Annotated in this window: 14 protein-coding genes and 1 pseudogene; 6 read left to right on the forward strand and 9 right to left on the reverse strand. The window is 65.8% G+C overall.

Annotated elements, in window-relative coordinates; genetic code table 11:
- The 8 genes from cobT to cobM are packed head-to-tail and all read right to left on the reverse strand — an operon-like array spanning position 1 to position 8,511.
- Positions 1–1,143, reverse strand: coding sequence for a nicotinate-nucleotide--dimethylbenzimidazole phosphoribosyltransferase (gene cobT, locus DXD48_RS04010; protein WP_117564100.1), 1,143 nt, complete (start codon positions 1,141–1,143; stop codon positions 1–3).
- Positions 1,136–2,518, reverse strand: a complete 1,383-nt coding sequence (locus tag DXD48_RS04015; protein ID WP_233506735.1) for a cobyrinate a,c-diamide synthase — start codon at positions 2,516–2,518, stop codon at positions 1,136–1,138. The genes cobT and DXD48_RS04015 overlap by 8 nt, the downstream gene beginning before the upstream one ends.
- Positions 2,515–3,987, reverse strand: a complete 1,473-nt coding sequence (gene cbiE / locus DXD48_RS04020) for a precorrin-6y C5,15-methyltransferase (decarboxylating) subunit CbiE (protein WP_117564101.1) — start codon at positions 3,985–3,987, stop codon at positions 2,515–2,517. Before cbiE ends, DXD48_RS04015 begins: the two co-directional genes overlap by 4 nt.
- Positions 3,975–4,718, reverse strand: a complete 744-nt coding sequence (cobJ, locus tag DXD48_RS04025) for a precorrin-3B C(17)-methyltransferase (RefSeq protein WP_117564102.1) — start codon at positions 4,716–4,718, stop codon at positions 3,975–3,977. The genes cbiE and cobJ overlap by 13 nt, the downstream gene beginning before the upstream one ends.
- Complete coding sequence (locus DXD48_RS04030; RefSeq protein ID WP_117564103.1) at positions 4,718–5,851, reverse strand: cobalt-precorrin 5A hydrolase; 1,134 nt, start codon at positions 5,849–5,851, stop codon at positions 4,718–4,720. Before DXD48_RS04030 ends, cobJ begins: the two co-directional genes overlap by 1 nt.
- Complete coding sequence (gene cobI, locus DXD48_RS04035; RefSeq protein ID WP_089571786.1) at positions 5,852–6,541, reverse strand: precorrin-2 C(20)-methyltransferase; 690 nt, start codon at positions 6,539–6,541, stop codon at positions 5,852–5,854. It lies immediately after the preceding gene.
- On the reverse strand, positions 6,534–7,718 hold the full coding sequence (cbiD, locus tag DXD48_RS04040; RefSeq protein WP_233514963.1) for a cobalt-precorrin-5B (C(1))-methyltransferase CbiD: 1,185 nt from the start codon (positions 7,716–7,718) through the stop codon (positions 6,534–6,536). Before cbiD ends, cobI begins: the two co-directional genes overlap by 8 nt.
- Before the next feature lies 1 nt (position 7,719).
- Positions 7,720–8,511 (reverse strand): precorrin-4 C(11)-methyltransferase, encoded by a 792-nt coding sequence (gene cobM, locus DXD48_RS04045; RefSeq protein ID WP_089571784.1) that lies wholly within the window; start codon positions 8,509–8,511, stop codon positions 7,720–7,722.
- 511 nt (positions 8,512–9,022) lie between these two features.
- On the opposite strand from cobM, the gene DXD48_RS04050 reads away from it, so the two are divergent.
- The 6 genes and pseudogenes from DXD48_RS04050 to DXD48_RS10230 form a co-directional block, all read left to right on the forward strand.
- Positions 9,023–9,949, forward strand: coding sequence for a sirohydrochlorin cobaltochelatase (locus DXD48_RS04050; protein ID WP_089571781.1), 927 nt, complete (start codon positions 9,023–9,025; stop codon positions 9,947–9,949).
- A 144-nt stretch (positions 9,950–10,093) separates the two neighbouring features.
- Positions 10,094–10,627, forward strand: a complete 534-nt coding sequence (locus DXD48_RS04055; RefSeq protein ID WP_117564104.1) for a hypothetical protein — start codon at positions 10,094–10,096, stop codon at positions 10,625–10,627.
- Between the two features lie 4 nt (positions 10,628–10,631).
- A complete protein-coding gene (locus DXD48_RS04060; protein WP_147324141.1) occupies positions 10,632–12,203 on the forward strand; it encodes an ABC transporter substrate-binding protein in 1,572 nt (523 codons plus the stop codon).
- A gap of 22 nt (positions 12,204–12,225) precedes the next feature.
- A complete protein-coding gene (locus DXD48_RS04065; protein WP_117564106.1) occupies positions 12,226–13,248 on the forward strand; it encodes an iron ABC transporter permease in 1,023 nt (340 codons plus the stop codon).
- The gene (locus DXD48_RS04070) at positions 13,249–14,565 is read left to right on the forward strand and encodes an ABC transporter ATP-binding protein (protein ID WP_117564107.1); all 1,317 of its coding nucleotides are present in this window, start codon (positions 13,249–13,251) and stop codon (positions 14,563–14,565) included. It begins immediately after the preceding gene.
- A 29-nt stretch (positions 14,566–14,594) separates the two neighbouring features.
- A pseudogene (locus DXD48_RS10230) lies at positions 14,595–14,771 on the forward strand (IS3 family transposase); the annotation flags it as partial.
- A gap of 51 nt (positions 14,772–14,822) precedes the next feature.
- On the opposite strand, the gene DXD48_RS04080 reads toward DXD48_RS10230, so the two are convergent.
- Positions 14,823–15,434, reverse strand: coding sequence for a TetR/AcrR family transcriptional regulator (locus DXD48_RS04080; RefSeq protein WP_158548925.1), 612 nt, complete (start codon positions 15,432–15,434; stop codon positions 14,823–14,825).
- Between the last annotated feature and the right edge of the window lie 80 nt (positions 15,435–15,514).

Consider the following 15,514-nt stretch of genomic DNA (forward strand, 5'->3'; position numbering starts at 1 on the left):
TCATTTCCCGGCCTCGAAATGCTCGTAAGCAGCCATGCCAGTCGCCGTGAACGTCTTCCCATCCCGGTACACGCGCAGCGCCGAATCCAGAAGGGGGAGATACGCCATGGCGCCCGCGCCCTCGCCCAAGTGCATGCCTGCGTCGAGGGGCGCCTTTATGCCGAGCTCGCGAAGGAGCTCCCGGCTTGCGGGTTCGCTTGATGCGTGGGTGCCCACGAGGTAGCCCAAGGCGTTGGGGCACAGGCGCGCCGCGCACAGGGCCGCCGTGCAGGATATGACCCCGTCGAGGAGCGCCGGCGCCTTCGAGACCGCGGCCCCCAGGTAGAAGCCGCACATCGCAGCGATGTCGAAGCCGCCCACCTTCGAGAGCACGTCGATCGGGTCGGCGGGATCGGGCGAGTTCGCGTCGATAGCGCGCTCGACCACGTCGCGCTTGCGCGCGAGCGAGGCGTCCGAGAGCCCCGCGCCGCGCCCGACAAGGCTCCGCGCGTCCGCCCGGATGAGCACTGCGGCCACCGCCGCCGAGGTGGTCGTGTTGCCGATGCCCATCTCGCCCGCGGCGAGAAGGCGCACGCCGGCGCGGGCAAGCCCGCACGCGACGGCGATTCCGACCTCGATCGCGCGCACGGCCCCATCGCGAGACATAGCGGAGCCGTGAGCGATGTTGCCGCTCCCCCGCCGCACGTTCGCGCGCACCATGCGCGCGTCTTCTATGCCCCGGGCCATACCCACGTCGACGGGCACGACCTCGGCACCCGCGAACGCCGCCATGCGGCAGGCGCTCGCGGCCCCCTCGCACATGTTGCGCGCGACGGCTCGCGTCACATCTTGCCCGCTTTGCGACACGCCTTCGGCAACGACCCCGTTGTCGGAGAAGAATACCGCGAGCGCACGGGGAAACTCGGCCACCTCGGCGCTCCCCTGAGCTGCGGCGATACACGCGACGGCGTCTTCAAAGTCGCCCAATCCCCCCAAGGGGTGCGCGATGGAGTCCCACGCGGCGTACGCGGCGGCACGGGCGCACTCGTCTGCGGGCGCGATCCGGGAAAGCGCGGCTTCGAGCACGGCGCCCGGCGCCGACGAGAACGCGCGCTCGACTTCCTCGCGGATGCAGGCAAGCGCGGTTTCGGTTGCTTCAGCCATGCCGTCTCCTCTCTGCGAACGACGCTGCGGCAGACGCGAACGCGCGCGCAACGTCGGGGTTCGCAGGATAGTACACATGCGGGAAGCCCGCCACCAGGGACGGGGTGGTCGTCATGCACGGCCAGCCCTTGTCGCGCCGGGGCTTCTGCGCCCAGAAGTCGCCGCCCGGGCAGGTGGACTGCCAGTAGTGGAACTCGTGCGCGCGGATGCGTGTGCCGCGTGGCCCGTAGAGCCCGTCGCGTTGGGAAGTGAGCTCCACGTACCCGAAATGGGACAGCCTTCCCCCGTTCTCGCTTGCGCCCTCAAGGGCGCCCGCAACAGGCCAGCGCCGCCCCTCGCTATCGGCGATTTCGCGCTGCAGGTACAGAAACCCACCGCATTCGGCGACCGTCGGCATGCCGGATTCCACCGCGCGCCGCACCGCCTCGCGCATCGACACGTTCTCGGAGAGCTGCCGCGCATGGAGCTCCGGGTAGCCGCCCCCCAGATAGAGGGCGCTTGTCCCCCGGGGCAACTCGCTATCACACAGGGGGCTGAAAAAGGCCAGCTCGCAACCCAGGTCCTCGAGCGCGCGCAGATTCTCCTCGTAATAGAACGAGAACGCCTCGTCACGCGCGACGGCGACGATGGGCCGCGCTCCCGCGATCGGCTCCAACCGGTAAGGTTCCTCGCGGATATCGGGTGCCGTCGCCGCTATTTCGAGCAAGCGGTCGACGTCGATGCTCTTTTCCACCAGCTCGGCCATCTTGCCGATGCGCGCGGAGAGCTGCTCGACCTCGTCGGCGGTCACAAGCCCCAGATGCCGGCTTTCGAGCGAGAACGCCTCGTCGGCGGGGATATTCCCCAAAACCGCGACGCCCGTGTGCTTCTCGATCGCAGGCGCCGCGTAGGCGCAGGCAGCGGCGCTCGTCTTGTTCAGCACGACGCCGCGCACGTTCGCACAAGGCAGGAACTCGGCGATGCCGCGGATTACGGCGGCGAGCGATAAAGACGCCCCGCGCCCGTTCACCACTAAAACGACCGGCGTTTCCGTGTCGCGCGCAACCTGATAGCTGCTCGCGTCGGCCACGCCGGGCGCCATGCCGTCGTAGAAGCCCATGACCCCCTCGAGCACCGCGACATCCGCGCCCGCGGCGCCGCGTGCGAGCAGGGCGCGCAGCGTCGGGGCGTCAGTGAAGAAGCCGTCTAAGTTGCCCGAGCACGCACCCACGACGCGGCGATGAAAGAGCGGGTCAATGTAGTCGGGGCCGCATTTGAAGGCTGCGCATGCAAGGCCGCGGCGCGCGAGCGCGCGCAGGAGCGCGCACGTGACGACCGTCTTGCCGCTCCCGCTCGAGGGCGCAGCGACCATGAAGCGCGGGATGGACGTGCTCACCGGGCACCGCCTTCCCCACCTGCGGCGTTGCAGTTAGCAAGCGAGACCACCTCAACGGATGGGTTCCCCTCGACAGAGGGGTCCTCCCCGAAAGGCGACTCAGCAAGCGCGCCGACTTCGGCAAGCTCCTCGGCATCCGCGCTCGCACCGCGCGCACTGACGAGGAACACGGGGTTTTGCGCCTTCATAAGATGGTGCGAGCCTACAGCCTCAGCGCGGGCGGCCGACACCTGGCACGCCTCGAACCCCTTAAAGCGCGAACCCGAGAGGAGCGCGCACGCCTCGGTGAGCGTCTCAACGGTGACGCATGGCACGCACAGGCGAACCTGCGAGTTCTTCTCGAGCGCCGCCTCCACGATGGAGGGAAGCTCGCCCGCGCTCCCGCCGACGAACACGGCGTCGGGGACAGGCAGTTTCGCGAGCGCTTCGGGGGCGACACCGGGGACCGCATGCACGTTGCCGCACCCGAATGCATCCGCGTTCTCTCGGATGAGCCGCACGCCGGCCGCGTTGCGCTCGACCGCCCATACCGACCCCGCTCGCGCGACGAGCGCCGCCTCGATCGACACGCTCCCCGTGCCGGCGCCGACATCCCACACGGTGTCGGTCGCGGTAAGGCGCAGCTTCGCGAGCGCGACGGCGCGCACCTCCTGCTTGGTCATGGGAACGTCGCCGCGGATGAAGAGCTCGTCGGGAATGCCCGAGGAAGCGTACGGCCAGCGGGAGCTCGCGGCGCGGGATGCGCCCGCAGAGTCCGCCGCGAAAGAAGCAGCCGCGGGCGCAGACGCGCCGGCCGGCGCCTCGGAGGCTGCGCTAGAGCCCGCAGGCGACCCGGCGCAGCCTGCGAACTCGATAAGCATCACGTTCAAGTCGTCGAACGTCTGACCTGCGATTTCACTTGCGGTCGCGCAGGTGATGCGCTCGTCGGGGTACGACAGGCGCTCGGCCACCGTCACGCGCGCGTCCCCGAAGCCCGCCTGCACAAGCTCGCCCGAAAGCCGCGAGGGGTCTTCCCCGCCCGACGTGGCGAGGAAGAGCTCACCTGCGCGCTCGGCCTCGGCCACGATGTCGCACGCCACGCCGTGAGCGCTCGCGAAGCGCCAATCCTGCCATGGACGCGCGAGGCGCGCGGCGAGATACGACGCTGAGCTTATGCCGGGAATGACGCGCACGTCCACCCGCGCGTCGCCGGAGAGCGCCTCCACCAGGCGGCGCGCGCCGCTGAACAGCCCCACATCGCCCGTCATCACGACCACGGCGCGCTGCCACGACGCCGCATCGGTGAGAGCGGCGACGATATCCGCCGTCTTCACGAGCTCGCATCTCACCACGTCGGGCGGCACGTCGATGCTGACAAGCGCGCGATGAGCGCCGATGACCACGTCGGCGATGTCGATCGCGTCGAGCGCCGCGCGCGAGAGCAAGTCGGGGTTTCCGGGCCCCGCCCCGATGATCGTTACCTTTCGCATGGAATCTCCCGATACCCGCGCGGCGTGACCATACGGCCGCCTACGCGCTTCGTGTCCGCGTTGCCGACGAACACGGTGGTGAACATGTCGGCGTCGAACTCCCCCAGCTCGGAGAGCTTGCACATGCCCGACTGCTGCCCCTCGCGCCCGATGTTGCGTACCCAGCCGCAGAGCGTGTCGGGGGCCTTCCATTCGAGCATAATCTTCGCCGCGCGCGAGAGCCTGTCGGCGCGCTTTCTGCTGCGCGGGTTGTACAAACAGATGCAGAAGTCGGCGCTCGCCACGGCGGCGAGCCTGCGCTCGATGACCTCCCACGGCGTAAGCAGGTCGGAGAGCGACACGACCGCGAAGTCGTGGGCAAGCGGGGCGCCGAGCACCGCCGACCCGCTCTGAGCCGCGGTGGCCCCGGCGATAACTTCCACGTCTACATCGGGGTAGTCCTCCGCAAGCTCCAGCACGGGGCTCGCCATGCCGTACACGCCCGCGTCACCGCTGCACACGAGCGCCACGGCTTCTCCGCTCTGCGCGCGCGAAAGCGCCAGGCGGCACCGTTCGACCTCGTGCATCATCGGCGTCGCGAGATGCGCCGCGTCGGGCACGGCGGCGAGCGCGAGCTCCACGTATTTCGTGTACCCCACAACGATGTCGGCCGCCTCGAGCGCGCGCCGAGCCGCAATCGTCATGCCGTCGGGGCCGCCCGGACCGATCCCCACCACGAAGAGCTTTCCCATCACCGCTCCTTAAACGAAAGTTCGATAGTTACCTTGGAAAACGCGACGGTCACGCCGCCGTGAGCGAGCTTCGGGAAGATAAGTTTGCCCCCGTCCGCGAGCGCCGCGCGCTCGCACACGTTGTCGACCCCCACCGTCGCGCGCACGAAATCAGATGGCGAAACGCTGCCTTCGACCTGCGACAACTCCTCTGCGGAATACGTCACAAGCGGGATATTGCGCGCGCGACAGAAGGCGAGCAGACCCTCCTCGTGCGCCTTCACGTCGATCGTCGCCGCTTCGCGCACGGCCGAAGGCGAGATACCCGCCTGCCCGCACGCGAGAAGAAACGTCTCCCCGATCGCTTCGGCGCACGCACCGCGACGGCACCCTATGCCCGCAACGATGCAGGGCACGACAAGGCGAAGCGGCTCGGGCGCAGACGTCTGCGCCCGCACGCCCGCCGGCTTCCCCGTCTCACCGGCGGGCACGACCTCGCCCGTTGTCTCCGCCGCGCGAACGGACGCACCTGCATTCGCGCCAGCGAACGGCGACACGACAATATCGGCCCGAGCGCGGTCGGACGCAATGTCAACCCCCTCAGGCAGCTGTCCCGAAATCGGCATGTCGGAATAGAGCGCCACGCGCCCGCCCGAAAGCAGCCGCGCCGACACTCGCTTGATGGCTTCGGGATTCGAAACGGCGAGCCCCGCACAGCGAGCCCACGTATCCACCGCCCACACGCCGCGGACGTCGGTCGCCGTGGTGATGACGGGGATGGCCCCTGCCGCGCGTGCCACAGTTTGCGCAAGCTCGTTCGCACCGCCCAAATGCCCCGACAAAAGCGGGACGGCAAAGCGCCCCGCCTCGTCGATCGCCACAACCGCGGAATCGCTTGCCTTCGAGGCGACATGCGGCGCGATCGCCCGCACGGCGATGCCCGCCGCGCCCACGAACAGAAGCGCGTCCGACGCTTCCCACGCGAGCGCCGTCCATGCGCGCAGGTCGGCCTTCCACTCGCCGAACCCGCGCGAAACGGAAACGTCCCAGCCAGGGTCATCTTCACCTGTCTGCGCGCAATCGGAAAGCGCGTGTGCGATGCGCTCCGCCAACGCATACCCCCTCTCAGTGAACGCTATGCAGGAAACCCTCATCTAGCGCACCACCATCGTCGAGAAGTAGCTGCCCCGATCGGGCACATCGTCGAGCGAGCGGTACACGCGCTCGCCCGGAAGCCCACAGTCCTCTACGAGCTCGGCACCGTCGAAGGCGCCCTCCTCGCGAAGGATGCGCTTCGTGTCCGCAAGCGAGCGGCGCGCCTTCATGACCACCTTCGTCCCCGGCCAGCCGATTGCGCGGCGCACGTCGTCGTAGCCGCCGGGCACGATGTGCAGAGGCGACGACATCTCGGGCGTGAGGTCGCGCTCGAGCGCTGCGGCGACCGCGCAGAAGCTCGGCACGCCGGGAATGGCGCGCGCCTCGAACCCGCAGGCGCGAACGTCGGGCGCTATGCGCTGGAAGGTGGCGTAGATGCTCGGGTCCCCCAGGTTCAGCAGCGCGACGTCGCGGACCGCATCCAGGTGCGCGACAAGCTCGCGAACAAGCGAGGCATGCTCGGCCGTGCGGCGCTCGGCGTCGCGCGTCATCGAGAATCGCACGGGGATCACCGTCTTGCCTGTAAGGTCGACGGCGCCGCGCACGATGTCGAGCGCGACCATGGCCCCGTCCGCCGTCTGCGGTGCGGCGATGACCGGACACGATTCGATTGTGCGGACGGCCTTGATCGTGAGCAGCTCGGGGTCGCCAGGCCCCGTGCCCACCCCGTACAGCACGCCTTTACTCATACGTAGCCCCCAATTCCCCGATAACTGCATCGGCGCCCGACGTGCGGAAAAGCTCTCGGCGCTCGGCGTCGAACACGACCGCGGCGATGTCGCATGCGCCCGCCGCGCGGCGGCGCAACCTGTCATCGATTGCCGCAGCGAGCGAGGCGCGCGCAGCGTCCCCCACGCCGGCGGCCTCGATTACCTCGAGCGCCGCCGTGGTCGTGACCGACGACATGATCTCGCGCACGGTCTTCGTGCCCGCGCCGGCCAAGGCCGCGTGGGCGGCCAGAATCTCCGCGCGGCAGTCGGCGGTACGCGAATGGGTGTCCATGATGCCACCCGCGACCTTCACCAGCTTGCCGATGTGTCCCACAAGAAGGACATTGGTAAATCCCTCGCGAACGCAGCAATCAATCGCATCGCCCACGAAGTTGGAGATGAAGACCACCGGCGCACCGTTTAGGTGGAAATGCCCCGAGATGAACTGTGCGCCGTAGTTGCCGGGCGTGAGCACGACTCCGCGCCGCCCCATAGCCGCATGCTGCCGGATCTCGAGCTCGATGCTGTCGCGCAAGGCAGCGAGGCTGCGCGGCTCGACGATGCCCGTCGTGCCCAGGATGGAGATGCCGTCCTCTATCCCCAGGTGCGGGTTGAAGGTCTTTTCGGCAAGGGCAACACCCTCGGGTACCGAAATCGTCACAGCGATATTTCCAGAAAAGCCGTGCGCGGCGCACACCTCGCGCACCGCCGAAGTGATCATCGCGCGCGGCGTCGCGTTGATGGCGGCCGCCCCCACCGGCTGCTCGAGCCCGGGCAACGTCACGCGCCCCACGCCCACGCCGCCATCGACGGAAACTTCCGATTCGCGCGCGGGCACGCCCTTGCTGCCCGCAGCACCCGTGCCCGACCCCGCATGTTCCACGCGCGCGTACACGAGCACGCCGTCGGTCACATCGGCATCGTCGCCTGCGTCCTTTCGCACGGCGCACTGGGCGCACCCCTCGCCGATACATGCGTCGACCACGTTCGCCTCGACGGGCAGCCCGCCGGGGGCGACGATCGACACGCGGCCGACGGGCTTTCGTGACAAGAGCATCTCGCAGGCCGCCTTCGCCGCGAGCGCGGCGCAGCTCCCCGTGGTGTAGCCGCAGCGCAGGCGGGTCGTCCCGGTATATATGTAGTGCTCGAAGGCCACGCTAGCTGCTCGCCTTCCGATACCCTGTGGCAAACGAAGGGTCGTAAAGCTTGCTGCGCTCGTACGACTCCGCTTGCGCGCCGTTGTGCGCAAGCCCGCCGCGAGCTCCGAGCACGCGGCCCACCACCACGAGCGCCGTGCGGTCGATGCCCTCTCGCGCGCCCGCATCGGCGAGCGTGCCCACTGTGCATCGCACCACGCGCTCCTCAGGCCAGGTCGCCTTGTACACGAGCGCCGCCGGCTCGTCGGAGCTGCGGCCCGCGGCCAAAAGCTCGGCGGAAAGCTCGGCGAGCATACCCGAGCTCAGGAAGATGACCATAGTCGAGCCGCTTTCCGCCATGGTGCGCATGCCCTCGCCCGCGGGCATGGGGGTGCGCCCGGAAAGCCGCGTGATCACGACCGACTGGCTGATTCCCGGCAGCGTGTATTCCTGGCGAAGCGCCGCCGCGGCACCGCAAAAGCTCGACACGCCGGGCACCACCTCGTAGTCCACGCCGCGCGCGTCGAGCGCGTCCATCTGCTCCTGGATGGCGCCGTACAGGCACGGGTCGCCCGTGTGCAGGCGCACCACTTCCTCGCCCCGCGCATCCGCCGCGCACATCACGTCGAGCACTTCCTCCAAGGTCATGTGCGCGCTGTCGTAGACGACGCAGGATTCCTTGCACTCGGCGAGCAGCTCGGGGTTCACAAGGCTCCCCGCCCAAACGACCACGTCGGCCGCGCGCAGAAGACGCGCCCCGCGCAGCGTGATAAGGTCGGCGGCGCCCGAACCTGCGCCAACAATATGAATCATCCGAGCCTTCCCTTCCCGTTTCTCATCGCAACCGTTTACGCCGCCCTTCGCGCAGCAGGCAAGACACGGCGCCCGCAGCGGCAATCGGCGCAAATACGTAGGCAGGAGGCGCAATGCCGCCCGCCCTGGCTTTGACACGCCCACAAACGCCCACTATCATAGTGGTAGTTTCGGCAACGAGCATATGACAATCGAATAAAAGGAAATGACCGGCGCGGCGCCCACACAGCCCGCGCTGGCTTGCGGAGGGAACCAGGTGGGAATCCTGGGCAAGGGACATTGCTGTGTAGGACGCGCGGGCGAACCGCCTCGCGCCCCAAGCCAGACTGCTTCGCCTTTTCCTCACGGCATCGCCGTGGCGTTATCTCCTTGTGAACCCCGAGGAGTGCGCTTCCCTTTCGAATGCAAGAAACAGGCGCGCTATCCCTTTGCGGACGAGCGCGCTTTTCTTTCGCTTGTGCCGATAAGCAACTGTCGCCGGGGGACCGGCAAACCGAGGAAAGGGAAAACCATGTCCGACCAGATGTCACGCCGCGGCTTCATGGGCGCCGCAGCAACCGGAGCCGTCGCGCTCGCCGGATTCGCGCTCGCGGGCTGCTCCAGCACCTCCGCGAGTCCCGAGAAATCGAGCGAAAAGGAGAAGGCCGTGAAGCCGGTCATTCTCGTCACGAGCTTCGGCACGAGCTACAACGACTCGCGCCACATCACCATCGGCGCCATCGAAGACGCTATCCGCGAGAAGTACTGGCAGGACTACGACATCCGCCGCGCCTTCACCGCGCAGATCATCATCGACAAACTGAAGAAGCGCGACGGCATCACGATCGACAACATGACCGAGGCGCTCGACCGCTGCGTGGAAGACGGCGTGAAGGAAATCGTCGTGCAGCCGACGCATCTCATGGCTGGCCTGGAATACGCCGACGTGAAAGACGAGCTCGACAAGTACGCCGACAAGTTCGACAAGATCTCGCTCGGCGACCCGCTGCTCACCTCCGACGACGACTACAAGAAGGTGGCCGCAGCCATTAAGGAGAACATGGCGTCCTTCGACGACGGCAAGACGGCGCTGTGCCTCATGGGCCACGGCACCGAAGCCGATTCCAACGCCGACTATGCCAAGATGCAGGAAGTGTTCAAGAACGAGGGCTTGACGCAGTTCTTCGTCGGCACCGTCGAGGCTGAACCGACCTGCGAGGATGTTATCGCCGCTGCGAGCGCCGCAGGGTACAAGAAGGCCGTGCTCGCGCCGTTCATGGTGGTCGCGGGCGACCACGCGAACAACGACATGGCAGACGAGACCGACCCCGACAGCTGGGCTGCGAAGTTCGTGGCCGCCGGCTTCGAAGTGACGTGCCTGCTCCAGGGTCTGGGACAGAACGCCGCGGTCGACGACATCTACGTCTCGCACGTGGACGACGCCATCGCCAAGCTGTAAACTCGCCGCGCACGGGGGCGCCGGTCGCGTCCCCGTGCAACGGGCATGCGCCTTCCCCGACCGACGGCGCATGCCCGTTGCATTCGCATCCCGCCCGCCCACCGCACGGCGCGGGCGGTAGAAGCGATTGAAAGGAACCCCTCCATGTTGAAGAAAACCCTCGTCTTCGCCCTGTCGGCGGCGCTTCTCGCGTTCTCGATCGCCGGCTGCGCCGGAAATTCAAGCGACAGCGCAAAGGCAAGCAATACCGATTCCCAGGAAAAGACCGAGCAGGCGGCCGATGCGACCGAGGGCGCAAGCGCTGCCCCCATCACCGCCGACAAGGTAGCCGACGGCACCTATCCGATCACCGTAGATTCCAGCTCGAACATGTTCAGGATTGTGGACGCCCAGCTCATCGTGGAAAACGGCTCCATGCACTGCGTGATGACGCTTTCCGGCACGGGCTACGGCAAGCTCTTCATGGGCACGGGCGACGAGGCTGCCGCCGCGAGCGAGGCAGACTTCATCCCCTATGTGGAAAACGGGGAAGGCAAGTACACCTACGACGTGCCCGTTGATGCGCTCGACGAGGACACCGCCTGTGCCGCGTGGAGTATTAGAAAAGAGCAGTGGTACGACCGCACGCTCGTGTTCGAATCCGCCGGCGTCGATCTGCGCGCCGACGCACTGAAGTAACGCCATGCGGTCGATTCTTCCCAAGGGGGAAAACAGGAAGCGCCGCAGCATCGCGGCGCGCGCGATCGCCTGCGTTCTCGTCGCCCTGCTCGCGCTTCCCTTCGCGGGGTGCAGTGCGAGCCCGAACGCGACCGGTGGCACGGCGGGCTCTCAGGAATACACTGTGAATGTCTCGCTTTCCGGCGGGTCAGGGCGCGCAAGCATCGCCTCACCCACCACAATTGTGAAAGATGGCGACACCTACACCGCGACCATCACCTGGTCGAGTTCGAACTACGACAAGATGACCGTCGACGGCGTGGACTACGCGCCCGTAAACGACGGCGGCAACTCCACGTTCGAGATACCCGTCACGCTCGACGAGGACATCGCCGTGTCGGCCGAGACCGTCGCCATGTCGACGCCGCACACCATCGACTACACGATCCACTTCGACTCATCCACCATGAAGGAGAAATCGGGCGACGATGCAAGCGGCGGCTCCCCTGCAGGAACGGCTTCAAGCGCCGCGGCCGACTTCCACAACGCCGATTTGGGCTGCGGCTGGGAGCCGACGGGGGCGCTTCAGCTTGAATACGCCGAGCACTTCACTGTCGACGAGTTCGAAGGCGGTCTGCGGCTTATCTGCGTTTCGAATGGAGAACGTTTCCTCGTGGTGCCGCAAGATGCGAAGGTACCTGATGGGTTGAGCTCCGACATCGCGGTCATAAGGCGCCCCGCCGACAAGGTGTACCTCGTGTCGTCGGCGACGATGTGCCTAGTCGACGCGCTCGATGCGAACGACAATATCATCATGTCGGGCACGAAGGCCGACGACTGCTCGGTCGTGGGCTTCAAAAGCGCACTCGAAAGTGGGGCGATCGCCTACGGCGGCAAGTACAGCGCGCCCGACTACGAGCGAATATCGGCCTCGGGCTGCACGCTCGCCATCGAGAACACCATGATCAACCACACGCCCGATGTGAAGGAAAAGCTGCAGAAGCTCGGGCTCGTCGTGCTCACCGAACAGTCGTCGAGCGAGCCCGAAGCACTCGGGCGCGTTGAGTGGATTAAGCTTTTCGGCGTCCTATTCGACAAGGAAGACGAGGCCGCGCACCTGTTCAACGAGCAGAAGGCCCGCGTCGAGCAAACGTCGGGGCTCGCGTCGTCAGGTAAAACCGTGGCGTATTTCTACATTAACTCGAACGGGGCCGCCGTCACGCGGCGGGCGGGCGACTACGTGGCGCAGATGATCGAGCTTGCAGGCGGCAGCTATGCGCTCGATGACGCGCAGGCGTCGTCGACGTCAGGTTCGTCAGTAACGCTCGAAATGGAGCGCTTCTACGCGACGGCGAAGGATGCCGACATCATCGTCTACAACGGCACCATCGACGAGTCAGTTACCACCTTGAACGACTTCGTAGGCAAAAACGCGCTATTGTCGCAGTTCAAAGCCGTGAAGAACGGCAACGTCTGGGTCACAAGCGCCGACATGTACCAGCAGATGACTTCTACCGCCGACATTATCGACGAGCTGCACGGGGCGTTCACCGGCGATAACGCGAGCGACTTCCATTATCTGAGGAAGCTCGGTTAGCGCCATGAGAAGCCGGCTTTCCATGGCATACGACGAATCGGGGCGCGCCGCGCGGTGTCGCGTCGTGACGGCGCTGCTCGCTGTTGCCCTCATCGTGCTCGTCGGGGCCAACCTGTGCATCGGGAGCGTGCTCGTGCCCGCAGACCACATCCCCGGCATCCTTTCGGGCGGCGCGGCCAATTCCATGGAAAGCCAGGTCATCCGGGAGATTCGCCTGCCGCGCGTGCTTTCAGCCGTGCTTCTCGGCGGGGCACTTTCGCTTTCCGGGTTCCTGCTGCAGACGTTTTTCAACAACCCCATCGCCGACCCGTTCATCTTGGGCGTCTCCTCGGGCGCAAAGTTCGTCGTCGCGCTTACGATGATCGTACTTCTAGGCGCGAACATGGCCATGTCTTCGCCGGCCATGGTGGCCGCAGCGTTTCTGGGCTCGCTTATCACCATCGGCTTCGTGCTCCTCATCGCACGGCGCATAAGTTCCATGGCCATGCTCATCGTGGCGGGCGTCATGGTGGGATACATCTGCTCGGCGGCGACGAACTTCCTCATCGCCTTCGCCGACGACCAGTCCATCGTGAACCTGCACAACTGGTCTTTGGGTAGCTTCTCGGGTTCGAGCTGGGACGACATCGCGGTCATCGCGGTCGTGGTGATCACCGTGAGCGCATGCGTATTCGCGATATCGAAGCCCCTTTCCGCCTTCCAGCTGGGAGAAGCCTACGCGAAAAGCGTCGGCGTGAACGTCGAACGCTTCCGCGTGGTGCTCGTCCTTCTAGCGAGCATGCTCTCCGCCTGCGTGACCGCGTTCGCTGGTCCGGTGTCGTTCGTAGGCATCGCGGTTCCGCATCTCGTGAAGTCGGCGCTAAAGTCGTCGAAGCCCATCCGCGTGATTCCTGCGTGCTTCTTGGGAGGCGCCATCTTCTGCGCGGGCTGCGATTTGATCGCGCGCACGCTGTTCTCTCCCGTCGAGCTTTCCATCAGCGCCGTCACCGCCATCTTCGGCGCTCCGGTGGTTATCGCGCTCATGTTGAAGAAGCGGGTGAGGTAGATGGGGGAATTCGTGCCGCGGCCCAAAACGCTCGGAGGGGACATTCCATGCTTAGACAGTCCTGAGCTCGCACGAAAGCGCCAGAAGGCACTTTCGGCTCGTGCGGAACTGCGCGCGGAACGCCTCCTCCGAGCGGAGCCGAACCTCGAAACTACGGTCGAAACGCAGGCTGACGGAGCGCCGCTTTTCCACATAAGCGACCTGTCGGCGGGCTACGACAAGAAGGTCGTAGTCGAAGGCGTCGATCTGGAGGTTCGCGCGGGCGACGTCGTGGCGCTCATCGGGCCGAACGGCTCGGGCAAGTCGACCATCTTGAAAACCATCACACGCCATCTGGCACCGCTTGCCGGCGCAGTCGAGCTCGACGGGCGGGAGATTTCCCGATGGAAGACGGCGGAGTTTGCAAGGAACCTTGCCGTTATGCTGACAGATCGCCCCCGGACCGAGCTCCTCACCTGCCGCGATGTCGTAGAGGCGGGAAGGCACCCCTACACCGGGCGAATGGGCACACTCTCGCCCGACGACCATAGTCGGGTCGACGAGGCCATGAAAACCGCACATGTGGAAGAGCTCGCCGAGCGCGACTTCATGCAGATAAGCGACGGGCAACGCCAGCGCGTCATGCTCGCACGCGCCATCGCGCAGGATCCGCGCGTGCTCGTGCTCGACGAGCCCACGTCATATCTCGATATCCGCTACCAGATCGACCTGCTGCGAATACTTCGCCACCTTGCGAAATCGCGGAATGTGGCTGTCATCATGTCCATCCACGAACTCGAGCTCGCGCAGAAAAGCGCCGACAAGGTGATTTGCGTGAAGGACGGCCGGGTCTTCCGCGCCGGCGCACCCGAGGACATATTCACGCGCGAGACGATTGGCGAGCTCTACGGCCTTCAACATGGCACCTTCAACGAGCGCTTCGGCAGCGTGGAAATTGGACGCCCGCACGGCGATGCGCACACGTTCGTCATCGCCGGCGCAGGTACGGGGTCGGCTGTGTTTCGCCAGCTCATCCGGCAGGGCAAGGCGTTCTACACGGGCGTTCTGCACGAAGGGGACATCGACTGCGAGCTCGCGCGCGACCTGGCGGCGGAATGCGTGGCCGAGCGCGCCTTCGAGCCGATCGGGGATAGAACCATAGCCCGCGCCAAAGAGCTCCTCGTCCACTGCGCGCGCCTTATCGTGTGTCCCGCCGCCTTCGGCACCATAAACGCCCGCAACGCAGAGCTCGTCGAGTTCGCACGCTCGCACGGTATCGAGGTCATGCGAGCGTGCGAAGGCGCATCGGAGGATTCCCAATTGGGGTGGAAAGGATAAACTGGACTTTCTTTTAAGGATCCTCAGGCTACAGCTCCTACGCCGGCGAGGTCTACAAGGCGCCGGAGAACCTCGTAAACAGGAATTTCCACGCCGACGAGCCCAACCTGCTGTGGCTCACCGACATCACCGAGTTCAGGCTCCCGGGCGGCGAGAAGGTCTACCTGAGCCCGGTCATCGACTGCTTCGGCGGGATGCTCGTCGCCTGATCGATCGGGCTGCACCCCGACAAGCGCCTCACGAACTCGAGCCTGCGCCTAATCCAAGCGAGATTCCAGACTCGACAGGCCATTGAGAGTCAGGTCGTTGGCGACCTCCGAGACGCGCTCGATAGGAACCGAGCCGTCAGACAGCGCCCATGTGCGATAGATTCCGATAATACCCGACAGCAAAAACGCCAGATAGTAGTCGAACATCTCGTCCTTGAGACCTTGGGGCAGCAGATCGCGCTCGGCAATCTCATGCTCGAGCGGCACGCGCAAACGCGTCATAAAATCGTCGAGCGGGATGTTTTCAATCAGCTGGCGATTGAGCACGAGGTTATTGCAAAGTGCCTCGTTGATGGTCTTAAAGAAGGTAGCCGCCGCTCCAAGGGCGCGCTCGTTGGGGTCACTGCCCATAGTGGAAAGCGTCTTTTCGACCGAGTCGACGATCATCTCGACCACATCGGCGGCGATGGCATCGAGCAGGCCGTCGACCGTGCCAAAGTGCACGTAGAAGGTCTTGCGATCGACATTTGCCTCACGCGCGATGGCACTCACGGTAATATCGGCAAGCGGTTTATCCATCAGCAGGCGCTCAAACGCAGAAAGGATGGCATTGCGGCTGCGAACGATGCGGCGGTCGAGGCGCGGTTTGCTGGTGTCCATGGACGTGTCCCTTCGGAATGTGAGCATTCATCAACAGATGAGAGTTAATCTACGTAAGAGGATTATCCCCCATCCGGCAC

Source organism: Collinsella sp. TM05-37 (assembly GCF_003436455.1).
Lineage (GTDB): Bacteria > Actinomycetota > Coriobacteriia > Coriobacteriales > Coriobacteriaceae > Collinsella.